A 12,297-nucleotide genomic window follows, 5' to 3' on the forward strand; every position below is an offset into this window, starting at 1 on the left:
GATAGTACCGCCAAAGTTGACCGAGAGGAGAAAAAACAAATTTATCAAGATATATTTCGCACTCCCGATTATTTTTGGTTTGACCCAGAAAGCCTAGAATTTGAAGGATTTACTCTAATTAGCGGTCAATATCAACCGATTGCCCCCAATTCTCAGGGATGGCTCTGGAGTCAACAATTAGGCTTATATTTGGGTTTATTCGCCAATAAATTGCGCTATTTTACCCCCGAAGGGGAATTAGTACCCACTCCCGCAGAAGCGGCACAACAGGCAGAAAATCGGGCTGTAGAAGCAGAAAATCAAGTCCAACAGGAAAGGCAGAAATCCGCAAAATTAGCGGCTAAACTGCGGGAATTGGGCATAAATCCCCAAGAAAATTTCTAATTAGGGTTTGCTAAATTTAATCCCATGTATAGACGAGAATTACTGCAATTTATAGGCTCTCAGGCTCTTCTTGGGGCTATTAATCCAGAATTTACTTGGAATTATCAAAATATTGACCATTGGGGCGAATTATCAAGGAATTATCGCCTCTGCACTACGGGAAAGCAACAAACACCGATCGATCTGAGTATAGTGTCTGAAAAAGAGCTATACCACCCCACCTTTAATTATCTTCCTGTACCCCTAAAAATTCGCCATAACGGTCGTACAATCTTAGTTCAGACCGAAAAAGGTGGAAACATGAGTTTTCACGGCGAAAAATGGGATTTATTGCAGTTTCATTTTCATCACCCCAGCGAACATCAGATTAAAGGTCAGTCTTTCCCTCTGGAAATTCATTTAGTGCATCGAAATGGGAAGGGAAATTTAGCAGTTGTGGGCATCTTAGCCGAAATTGGGGCAAATAATCCCTATTTACAAACCATTTGGGATTATTTGCCCGAAGAACCTTCTCCTGAAATGATTATCCCCGATACTTGGGTCAATGTCGGGCTTTTGCTGCCGGAAAATAGCGGTTTTTATGAATATCGGGGGTCTTTGTCCACTCCCCCCTGTAGCGAGGATGTTCTCTGGTTAGTCTGGCAAAATGCGATCAAAATTTCTCCCCAACAACTGCAACAATTGGCCGCGATTTTTCCGAGTAATGCCAGGAATATTCAACCCTTAAACGGGCGCTCGATCCTGCATTCCTAGTCGAAATTGTCGGCATTTTGGCTAATTTAGATAATTTTATTAACTTTTAGACCAACAATGGTAAATAACTCAGGAATGCGCTCAATAACTAAAGCTTCGGTGGCTGTCCAGTCACTTTCCTTCGTGGCTAAAACCCCAAGAACACTCAGAGGAACCTGTAGAAATAGGTGACTTAAGAGGAGAGCGATCGCAGCGATGACTAAACCTAAAAGCCGCCATTGGGGGAGATAGGCGGCCACGGCAGCCGCTAGAGGGGCAAAATTATAGATGGGCCAAGCGATGAGAATTAAGAGGACGACTCCCAAAAGAGTAAGAAGACGATGGCGAGGACGTTTAAAAAGAGAGAGAATTTTTAACTGTTCGGGGGTGAGTTGACTCGGTTTTAGAGCAACCAACAAAAGACTAAAGATATCAAAAGGTTTTGTCCACTGCATCCAAAAAACGGGGACGATGGCGATCGCTCCCAGAAATAGCCATTCTAGCCAAAGAAAAGGCAAGGGATCGCCCACAGCTAAACCAATCCAAGCGATTTGTAAAAAGATTGGCAAAGCCGCTAACCCTGCCAGATGAATCCACAAAAAAGGTTCTGATTTCATAGAGGGAAATGAGAATTATAAATTATAAATTATGAATTATGAAGTGGGGAGATGGGGGAGTGGGGGAGTGGGGGAATTATGAATTATGAATTATGAATTATGAAGTGGGGAGATGGGGGAGTGGGGGAGTGGGGGAATTATGAATTATGAATTATGAAGTGGGGAGATGGGGGAGTGGGGGAGTGGGGGAATTATGACTGATAACTGATAACTGATAACTGATAACTGATAACTGACGGTTCAAGTGTAATTAACTGGATAAAGTGCGGCGTTTCATGACCATTTCGTAGGCCTCGATAATGTCGCCTTCTTTCCAGTCATTGAATTTAGAAACACCGACACCGCACTCGAAACCGGTGGCCACTTCCCGGGCATCTTCCTTCATCCGTTTGAGGGAATCGAGAACTCCCTGATAAACAATTTCCTTGCCGCGACGCACGCGCAGGAAGCGATTCCGCACCAGTTTACCTGATTGGACATAACAGCCCGCCACAGCCCCACGACCGACGGTGAAGACGGCGCGCACTTCGGCAAAACCGAGGTGTTCTTCCACTTCTTCGGGGTCAAGAAGACCTTCCATCGCCCCTTGAATATCATCGAGAAGCTTGTAGATGATATTGTAATCGCGGATATCGACCCCTTCCCGATCAGCGGATGCGCGCGCACCACTGGCCAGGGTGGTATTAAAGCCCACCACCACCGCACCACTAGCGGCGGCCAGATCCACATCGGTTTCGGTGATTTCCCCCGGAGAGGCGAGGAGAACCCGAATCTGCACTTCGTTTTGGGGTAACTGTTTGAGCGCACCGAGGATGGCCTCGACGGAACCTTGCACATCTGCCTTGAGGATGAGATTAAGTTCCTTGAGTTGTCCTTCTTGAGCTTGGATAGAGAGGGTGCTAAGGCTAACGCGACGGGAGGAGAGGGCCTGTTGTAAACGGGTGTTGCGTTGTTCGATCGCCCGTTGATCAGCGATTGATCGGGCCTCTTTCTCACTTTCATAGACATCGAACTCATCGCCAGCGGCCGGCACATCACTGAGACCGAGGATTTCCACGGCAAAGGAGGGGGTGGCTGCTTCGACTTTTTGACCGCGATCATCGATCATGGCCCGAATTTTGCCGAAAACGGAACCGGCGACGATGCTATCACCGACGCGGAGAGTACCATTCTGGACGAGCAGGGTAGCCACGGGGCCTTTGGTGCGGTCGAGGTTAGCTTCGATGACGGTTCCCTTGGCCAAGCGATCGGGGTTAGCGACCAATTCCTCCACTTCTGCCACCAAGAGAATCATTTCCAGCAGATTATCGAGATTTTCACCCCGCAGGGCGCTAACGGGAACCATGATCGTCTCACCGCCCCAATCTTCGGCCACCAGTCCCTGTTCGGTCAATTCCTGTTTAATCCGGTCGGGGTTAGCCGAGGGTTTATCGACTTTGTTAATCGCCACCACGATGGGGACTTCCGCGGCCCTGGCGTGACTAATTGCCTCTTTCGTTTGGGGTTGTACGCCATCATCGGCGGCTACCACCAGCACCGCTATATCGGTGACTCTCGCCCCACGGGCCCGCATGGCGGTAAAAGCTTCGTGGCCGGGGGTATCTAAGAAGACAATCTGTTCCGGTTTGCCGTTATGTTGCACATCGACGTGGTAAGCACCGATGTGCTGGGTGATGCCGCCGGCTTCCCCCTGGGCGACTTTGGTTTTGCGGATCGAGTCGAGGAGGGTGGTTTTACCGTGGTCAACGTGACCCATAATGGTGACGACGGGGGGACGACGCTGGAGACTTTCCCAGTCGGAGACATCGATCATTTCCGTGGTTTTGATCGCCGCCGACTGGGTGCTGGGGGTTTCCACGGCCATATCGAAGTCCCTGGCGATCATTTCGATCGTGTCCACGTCGAGAGTTTGGGTGATATTAACCGCCATCCCTTTAAAAAATAGGGTTCTGATGATCTCGGTTTCGGGGACTTTCATCAATTCCGAGAGGTCGCGCACGGTGAGACTGCCGGTGACGACGATGCTTTCCGGGCGTTTTTCCTCTTGAGGTTCTTGGCGCTCGCTTTTCGGACTGCCGGTGTGGGCGGTTGGTTTACTAGGCCGCTTAACTTTGACTGCTGTTGGGCCGCCGGGGGTGGTTGCTTTAGCGCTGGGCGGTTTGGGGGGACGAGCGGTGGAAAGGGTAAAACTGGGGGTATTGATTAACCCGGATAGTTCCGATTCTAGATCATCGTCATCTTCAAAGAGAGCCTGGGTGCGGCGTTTGTTTTTGCCGGCAGTTTTGGCGGTTTTGGCCGCTTTTTTCTCTTCTTCTTCTTCTTCTTCCCAGGTAGATTTTTTGGCCATGCGAGGGGGCATGGTCGGTCGTTTGAGTTTTTTGGGCCCGTCTGCTCCGAGCAGTCCGGTATCTGTATCGATTTCTGTGCCATCAATGCCAGATTTCTTGGTGGTATCGGTTTCTTCCTCGCCGGTAGCTGAGATTTTAGCGGGCATACCGGGGCGAACTGGGCGCTTCAATTCCACCGTCTCCCGCACTTCTCTGGCTGGTTCCCCCAGTTTCGGGCTTTTTCCGTCGGTTTTGCGGTTGAGGGTCGGTTTTTCGGGTTTAGCCAAGCCAGCCCTGCGCTCAGGACTAGGGGCGTTTTCGCTCTCGCCGCGCTCGCGTTTTTCTCCCCGGGGCCTGTCGTTACTGCCGGGGGCATTTTTGGCTCGGGGTTCTGGACGGCCCGAGGTGGTTTCAGGGCGCGGTTTCGGGGTGAGGGAGGGTCGATTAGGTGGGGCGATTAAGGTGGAGGCTGCTTCCTGGACTAGCGGGGTTTCGGTCGGGGTTCCTTTAACACTGGGGAGCTGAGATAGCATCTCTGCATCGGTGGGGGTAGCCGCGTTCTTCTCCTCCGTGGCGGGAGTTTTTTCGGCCGCACCGTCGCGCCCTGGGGGAGCGACGAGGGGTTTAACCGGGGGACGGGGGGGACTGATTAAAGTCGGTTTGGCTGAGGAACCAGCCTGACCGAGATGGCTGGGCCCCTCTTCGCCGGTTTCGGGGCGGTTATGTTTATGCAGGGCTAAAATCTTTTGTTTTTTTTCTTCGGCAGGACTAGCCGATTCTCGCTGACCCGTGCTATTTTTACTCATACTCGAGGTGACTCCCTTTGCTGCAATCGCTTTGATGCGTTGGGACTCCTCTTCGCTGATCGTGCTACTGTGGCTCTTGTACTCGATGTTCAACTGGTCACAGATGTCCAAAATGTCCTTGTTGTCTAGATTCAATTCTTTTGATAAATCGTAAATTCTGACTTTCGTGTTACTCATCCATTATCCCCCGGCTAAAGTGTTAGTGATCCTAATAAGTTGGCTGCTTTTTTTATCCTGTCAAGACTGCCCCATTTCTATGCTAACGATTTTGTGGCTATGATCGTCAATTTTAATCCTGATTTGGTCTGAATTGCCCGGCGGGCCCGAGTCGCTCTTGCAAGGACTCATAGACCGTTTCGGGAATATTGGCTTTTAGGGCGCGTCCGAGACGATTTTTTTGCCGAGCTAGTTGCAGACAGTTGGGCTGCGGACAGATATAGGCGGCTCTTCCCATGCCTTGATCTAATTGTATCTGTCCGGACGGGTGTAGTCGGACAATTCGCCAAAAGGATTCTTTCGGGGCGAAGAGACGACAGCTAATACAGCGTCGATAATTGACGAAGGGATTCATTCTTCTTCTAAATCCTGCAATTCTAGGTCTTTTTCAGCGTTTTTTAGCTCTTGTTCGCCTTTATAGAGGGCGATATCTTTAATATCGATTTTCCAGCCCGTCAGACGGGCGGCTAGACGCACGTTCTGCCCTTCTTTGCCAATCGCTAAACTTAATTGATCCTGTGCCACCAGTACCAGTGCTTGTCTTTCTTCGGCATTAGTGAACAAAACTTGGTCGATACGGGCGGGACTAAGGGCATTGGCGATGTAGGTGGCGGGATCTGGAGACCAGCGAATTACGTCGATTTTTTCCCCCCGCAATTCGTTCACCACAGCTTGAATCCGCGAACCTCTGGCCCCAATACAGGCCCCAACCGGATCCACGTCTCTTTCTAGGGTATCGACGGCGATTTTTGTCCGCGAACCAACGTGACGGGAGGGGGGATTGGCTTCCCGGGCGACGGCGACAATACGCACGATTTCCTCCTCGATTTCGGGAACTTCGTTGGCGAACAGATATACTACCAAACCCGCCGCCGCTCTGGAAACGATTAATTGCGGGCCCCGGTGAGAACCTTCTAAGACTTTTTTGAGCAGCACTTTAAAGGTGGCGTTGGCCCGATAGTTGTCGTTGGGTAGCTGTTCCCGTTTGGGTAGTTCTGCTTCCACTTCCGGTTGACCATAGGTGCTTTGTACCATGACAATAGCGGCCTGTCTTTCAAAACGGACGACCCGGGCCTGTAAAACGGTTCCTTCTAGATCTTGGAACTCCTCTTGAATCATTTTGCGTTGGTTATCCCGCAGTTTTTGCAGTAAAACCTGTTTAGTTTGAATCGCCGCCATGCGACCAAATTCTCTTTGGTCGGGGGTGACATCCAGAACTACTTCATCCCCTAATTGGGCCTCGTCGGCCACTTCTTGCACTTCTTTAAGACCGATGTGATGGTCGGGATTGGTCACTTCTTCCACAATAGTTTTAGTCGAAAGGATGCGAAAGCCTTCTTCTTCTACGTCTAATTCCACATCAAAGTTATTGAAATAATCTTCATGAAATTGAGCGGCTTTTTCTAAACTTTGGGCGCGTCGATAACGTTCATACCCCTTGAGCAGTGCTTCACGCAAGGCTTCTTGTACGGCATTTTTGGGCAGATTATGTCGTTGGCTAATTTCTTCGAGCATTATTTTTAAACCGGGCAAATTAACAGTAGCCATAATTATTTTTCTCCTTACTTTTGAGTTATTAGTTAGAACTTGGAATAGGCAATAAGGAACAGGCAATGGGCAATAGAGAGAATAAATAAAAGCAGTCTCCTGGCGACCGTCTCCTGTCCTTTTTTTTACTTTTGATCCCGCCGCTCATCTAAACGGACGCTGATGACGGTAGTGCGATCGATGCTCAGGGATCGACCTTTTTGGTTAAGATAAATAGATTGCTCATCTCTACCTTGCAGTTTTCCGCGCCATTCTTTCGGTTTTCCCTGGCTATCCTGGCCGGTAACGATGACGGGAAAGCCTTTAAAAGACTGAAATTCGCGCTCACTGCTCAGTTGTCGAGAAATGCCGGGGCTAGATATTTCTAAAACGTAGGCCTCCGGTAAGATTTCTTGACTGTCGAGGGCGGTTTCTAAGGCCCGACTCATCTGCTCACAGTCCTCTAAACCGGTATCTCCCGCAAGATTGCGAATATCGACGCGCAGGACGGGAGGCCTTTTATTGGTTTGGAAAACGATATCGACCACTTCTAGCCCCAAGTTTTCAGCGATAGGGGTGGCAAGGTGCAGCAGGTCGGCAATGAGCGGATGGGTCATGATTTAGACAACAAAAAAAGCGGGCGAAACCCACTTCCCTAAACTTTTAGTGATTGGGATAGGCAGTTGTTAGACCACCTAGCTGAATACAATATAGCAAAAAACCGTCATCACTATTTGCCCCCAGGGTCGTGCCTGGGGGCAAACAGAACAGTGGTCACGATCGAGTCGATCTGTCACAATGAATACAGGGTAACTAGATATAGAGTCAATTATGGATCAAAAATCTCCACTCACCGTAGTTAGAGCCAAGTCAGCTAAGAATCGTGGTCATCGGCCAGTATGGAAAGGGATTGTCACCACTTGGATGATTCTGCAAACCTTTGGCCATGTCACTGCTGCTTGGAGTCAAAAAAACCCAAATACCCTCACCTACGGTGAATTGTTAGAGAAGATCGACCAAGGAAAGGTAAAAAAGGTGGAAATCAATCCTTCTTTGCAGCAGGCAGCAGTTACCCTCGTCGGTCAAACGGATAAAGACCCCCCGAAAGAAGTCAATTTATTTGACCAAAATCCCGAATTAATCAAGAAACTCGATGCTGAAAAAATTGAGTACGGTATTCTCCCTAGCACTGACAATTCGGCCCTGATCAATGTTCTCACTAACCTGTTAGTGATTATTATCGTCTTGGGATTATTGGTGTTTATTATCCGTCGTTCTGCCAATGCTTCCGGTCAAGCGATGAACTTCGGTAAATCAAGGGCGCGGTTTCAGATGGAGGCGAAAACCGGCATAGAATTTAATGATGTGGCGGGGGTGGATGAGGCCAAGGAAGATTTACAGGAAGTGGTGACATTCCTCAAACAACCGGAAAAATTTACGGCTATTGGCGCAAAAATCCCCAAAGGAGTCCTGTTAATCGGGCCTCCGGGGACGGGGAAAACTTTACTGGCTAAAGCGATCGCGGGAGAGGCGGGAGTGCCTTTTTTCAGCATCTCCGGGTCGGAATTCGTGGAGATGTTTGTCGGGGTTGGTGCGTCGCGAGTGCGAGATCTGTTCCGAAAAGCCCAGGAAAATGCCCCTTGTTTGGTTTTTATCGATGAAATTGATGCCGTTGGTCGTCAAAGAGGGGTCGGTTATGGGGGAGGTAATGATGAACGGGAACAAACCCTGAACCAATTATTGACGGAAATGGATGGTTTTGAAGGAAATACCGGCATTATCGTCATTGCCGCCACCAACCGCCCCGATGTTTTGGATTCGGCCCTGCTGCGTCCGGGTCGTTTTGATCGACAGGTGGTGGTGGATTATCCAGATTTTAAGGGACGTTTGGGCATTTTAGAGGTCCATTCTCGCGATAAAAAGGTGGCTGCTGATGTGGCTCTGGAGGCGATCGCCAGGCGCACCCCCGGTTTTACTGGGGCAGATTTGGCTAATATGCTCAACGAAGCGGCGATTTTTACCGCTAGAAGACGGAAAGAGGCGATTACCATGGCGGAAGTCAACGATGCGATCGATCGGATTGTGGCCGGTATGGAAGGGCGCGCTTTAGTGGATAGTAAAGCCAAGCGTTTGATCGCCTATCATGAAGTCGGCCACGCGATTGTCGCTAGTCTCTGTCCCGGCCACGATCAGGTGGAAAAAGTCACTCTGATTCCCCGGGGTCAAGCGCAGGGGTTAACTTGGTTCACTCCCGATGAAGAACAGGGTTTAACCAGTCGTTCCCAGTTATTAGCCCGAATTGCGGGATTATTAGGGGGACGAGTGGCGGAGGAATGTGTCTTCGGTGAGGATGAAGTGACCACCGGGGCCGGTAATGATATTGAAAAAATTACCTATCTGGCCCGACAGATGGTAACGCGTCTGGGAATGTCGGAATTGGGATTGATTGCTCTAGAGGAGGAGGGCAATTCCTATCTCGGTGGTGCTGGTGCTGGTTATCATGCCGACCATTCTTTCGCGATGAGGGCGAAAATTGATGCACAAGTACGAGAACTTGTCAAGCAATGCCACGATTTAGCAACAAAACTTATCCTTGACAATCGTGTGGCGATCGATCGCTTGGTGGATATACTGATTGAACAGGAAACCATTGACGGCGACGAATTCCGGCGTTTATTGACGGAATTTCAGCAACAAGCGGATCGGTCAATGGTGACTACGGTTTAATTTGCCCTTCGTCTCCTCGCTTCGATTAAGTGCTTAGGAGACGATTTCAGCAAAAAATCTGCTAATTGCTTGGACAAAGCCAGAATTAACGACTAACATTGTGAGCGGGGATTTTACTCATGGAATGGCCGTTATGATTGCCTTTGGTGGAGGCAATAATATTAGCTTCTAAAGCTGAAGTCATCTGGGCCAACATTTCTAGATTGAAACGATAGCCGACGTTGCGGACGGTTTGAATTAAATTAGGTTGTCTGGGATCGGTTTCGATTTTTTTCCGCAGAGAGAGAACATGAGTATCGATTGTCCGGGGATTATCAATTTCCTCGGGCCAAGCGCGACGCAGTAAATCGGCTCTTGATAGGGGTGTTCCCTCCGCTTGGGCTAAAACGTAGAGTAGGCTAAATTCTTGGGGGGTTAATTCGATATATTCCCCGCGAAATTGTACCCGTCGTTGGGCTAAATCTATTTTTAATTCCCCATAATCCAAGTGTAGGGGAGCGGCCCCACCGCGTGAACGACGGGTCAACACTTCTACCCTAGCCATAAATTCTTGCATTCCAAAGGGCTTTCTCAGGTAGTCGTCGGCCCCAGCTTTTAAACCATTGACCACATCTTTTTCGCCATTGCGGGCCGAGAGAATCAGTATTAAAGACTGTTTTTGTTGATAAAGCCAACGGCAGAGTTCGATTCCATCCCCGTCCGGCAAGTCGGAATCGATAATTGCTAAGGTTGGTTGACGATGAAGGAAAGCTTGACGCGCACTTTGCAGGGTTGCCGATTGATTGACCAAATAACCGGCCTGTTGCAGATGCCAAGCTAATAGCGATCGCAAGTGCGGGTTGCCCTCAACAATAGAAATATAGATCGATACCACCTGAGTTTCTGCCCCATTACTGCACAGATTGACACATTGTCAGGGTATCAGAATTAATGTCAAGATGTTGTAACAATCGTAACATTCGTTAGCTGTCAGCTTTTTTCTCCCTGCTCCCATCTCCCCATCTCCCCATCTCCCTCATAAGTACCTAAGCAAAATTAATTACACATATCTAACTACCTCTTGCCTATTGCCTATCTTCACTAGGAAATTAATTTTGCACGACTACTTAATTTATAATTCATAATTTATAATTCATAATTTATAATTCATAATTTATAATCCCATCACCCCACTCCCGACTTTATAGTTCATAATTTAGGTTCTTCGTTACTTGGTATGGTTTGATCGGGGGGCATAAATCGACCAAATCCTTATCTGGCAAGAGACTTAATTGATTAGTTAGTTCTAGATCGAAAACAATTGACATAAATCTCCGAATGTCTTTTTATATAAGGTTTTCATCCCTTGTAACCCCATCCATCGCATAACACAAACCGAAGAACCATAAATTATAAACTATAATTTATAATTTATAATTTATAATTCATAATTTGTAATTCATACTTCCTCGAAAATGTCTTGACTATCGAACCCCATTCAAGGTATTATCTGGAATAAGATCAGAGTGTGGTGGAATCCAGATTTGAATTGGCGTACAAACTCGGACAGTAATGCGCCAATTCAGATTTGAATGGCTCTCTTGGAGTTATGGTGATAAGCAAATCTTATCGAAGAAAGGGCGTATGCTATACGCCCCTACCAATCACACTACTCGCGGCGGTAGGGGCGCAATGCTTGCGCCCCTAATGTGACATGGTGAACATTTTTCACCCAATGTCCAAGAGAGCCATTTTAATTGGCCTACTCTTTTGGGGACTTACCCAAAAGCTGACAAATATTGTCTGTCTGATAATATCTTATTGATTGTTCTCTCAGCCATCTAACCACTAAAAAACGACCGGAACACCATGATAGATAACTTTGCCGCCAACGACCTCTATAACTGTATAGATAGTCTAGATTCCTCAGATTTTCAGAAATTCCTAGCGGGGAATAAGTCATCAATTCTTCCCACCATAGCCACTAAGTGCATAAGATTAGATCGCAGCCCCAGTATATATTCAGTCAAAGTTTTCACCTGACTTATATACTATACGACGGTAAAGGGAGGGCGCAGATCGAAATAACCCCCAACTCCCCAGAAATAAGTATCGACAGTTAGTAACCGACCCCTGACCCCACATCTGAAGCACTCAAGGAGAAAAAGTATGTTTGACCAAAATTTCAACCTATCAGACAGCAATGTTTTAGATAATATCTTCCAGTTACCAACCCTTGTGGTGGAATCAGGTTTAGGACGCTCCGACTTGATTACCCCTGTTGTCCCCAAAAGTCTCCAGGGCATGGATTCTGACTTTGTCAGCAATTCTGTGGAAGAATACCAGCTAGGACAAGAAAATCGCTGGCCATCATCCCAATCCCTTTCCTCTTGGTCTAACGACGATGATTTTTTAACGGGTCAAAGTAATTTTGTGAGTTTTTCCAGTTCTGTTGACCTAGCCAGTAATACCCTCGCCACTGCCAGAGCGATTGCAGTCGGTTCCAGCACCAACAGTTACACCGATTCGGTAGGAAGCACCGATACCAACGATTACTATTGTTTTTCCCTCGCTAATTCTGGTAACTTTAATCTTGGTCTAACTGGAATGACCGCCGACGCGGACGTGCAACTGTTAAATAGTAGCGGTTCTGTCATTGCCAGTTCGCTTCGGGGTGGTAGCAACCCTGAGAGGATTACCCGTCAGTTGAGTGCAGGCACCTACTACATTCGTGTCTATTGCTATACTGGCAATACCAACTATAATCTCGCTGTTTCGGCCGCTCCTTTAGCTCCTGTTGACCTAGCCGGCAATACCCTCGCCACAGCCAGAGCGATTACCGTCGGTTCCAGCACCACCAGTTACACCGATTGGGTAGGAAGCACCGATACCAACGATTACTATCGTTTCACCCTCGCTAATTCTGGTAACTTTAATCTTGGTCTAACTGGAATGACCGCCGACGCGGACGTGCAACTGTTA

Annotated in this window: 10 protein-coding genes; 4 read left to right on the forward strand and 6 right to left on the reverse strand. The window is 48.2% G+C overall.

The genetic code is table 11. The features are described 5' to 3' along the window. Together IM450_RS03305 and IM450_RS03310 are read left to right on the forward strand one after the other, a co-directional pair. A partial coding sequence (locus IM450_RS03305) for a Uma2 family endonuclease (protein ID WP_287664760.1) occupies nt 1-384 on the forward strand: 384 nt, incomplete at its 5' end. 24 nt (nt 385-408) lie between these two features. Further along, nucleotides 409-1,137, forward strand: coding sequence for a carbonic anhydrase (locus IM450_RS03310; protein WP_287664762.1), 729 nt, complete (start codon nt 409-411; stop codon nt 1,135-1,137). Nucleotides 1,138-1,163: 26 nt separating this feature from the next. Here the strand turns inward: IM450_RS03310 and IM450_RS03315 are convergent, their stop codons facing one another. The 5 genes from IM450_RS03315 to rimP all read right to left on the reverse strand — a co-directional run bounded on the left by IM450_RS03315 (nt 1,164) and on the right by rimP (nt 7,226). Then, nucleotides 1,164-1,733 carry a low-complexity tail membrane protein gene (locus IM450_RS03315; RefSeq protein ID WP_287664765.1) on the reverse strand — a complete coding sequence of 190 codons (570 nt, stop codon included), beginning with the start codon at nt 1,731-1,733 and terminating at the stop codon, nt 1,164-1,166. Nucleotides 1,734-1,983: 250 nt separating this feature from the next. Next, nucleotides 1,984-5,043, reverse strand: a complete 3,060-nt coding sequence (infB, locus tag IM450_RS03320) for a translation initiation factor IF-2 (RefSeq protein ID WP_287664767.1) — start codon at nt 5,041-5,043, stop codon at nt 1,984-1,986. A 112-nt stretch (nt 5,044-5,155) separates the two neighbouring features. Next, on the reverse strand, nt 5,156-5,437 hold the full coding sequence (locus IM450_RS03325) for a YlxR family protein (protein WP_002801176.1): 282 nt from the start codon (nt 5,435-5,437) through the stop codon (nt 5,156-5,158). Continuing rightward, entirely contained in the window at nt 5,434-6,630 is a 1,197-nt protein-coding gene (gene nusA / locus IM450_RS03330) for a transcription termination factor NusA (RefSeq protein ID WP_002801174.1), read from the reverse strand. The genes IM450_RS03325 and nusA overlap by 4 nt, the downstream gene beginning before the upstream one ends. Before the next feature lie 125 nt (nt 6,631-6,755). Next, on the reverse strand, nt 6,756-7,226 hold the full coding sequence (gene rimP / locus IM450_RS03335) for a ribosome maturation factor RimP (RefSeq protein WP_002801172.1): 471 nt from the start codon (nt 7,224-7,226) through the stop codon (nt 6,756-6,758). 214 nt (nt 7,227-7,440) lie between these two features. Between rimP and ftsH the strand changes: the two genes are divergently transcribed. Beyond that, nucleotides 7,441-9,336 carry an ATP-dependent zinc metalloprotease FtsH gene (gene ftsH, locus IM450_RS03340; RefSeq protein WP_287664773.1) on the forward strand — a complete coding sequence of 632 codons (1,896 nt, stop codon included), beginning with the start codon at nt 7,441-7,443 and terminating at the stop codon, nt 9,334-9,336. A gap of 85 nt (nt 9,337-9,421) precedes the next feature. On the opposite strand, the gene IM450_RS03345 is transcribed toward ftsH, so the two are convergent. Next, nucleotides 9,422-10,210 (reverse strand): response regulator transcription factor, encoded by a 789-nt coding sequence (locus IM450_RS03345; protein WP_287664776.1) that lies wholly within the window; start codon nt 10,208-10,210, stop codon nt 9,422-9,424. A gap of 1,274 nt (nt 10,211-11,484) precedes the next feature. Here IM450_RS03345 and IM450_RS03350 point away from each other — a divergent pair. Then, nucleotides 11,485-12,297 (forward strand): PPC domain-containing protein (locus IM450_RS03350; protein WP_287664779.1); only part of this gene is annotated, 813 nt, incomplete at its 3' end.

The organism is Microcystis sp. M083S1 (genome assembly GCF_020246405.1).
Lineage (GTDB): Bacteria > Cyanobacteriota > Cyanobacteriia > Cyanobacteriales > Microcystaceae > Microcystis > Microcystis aeruginosa_C.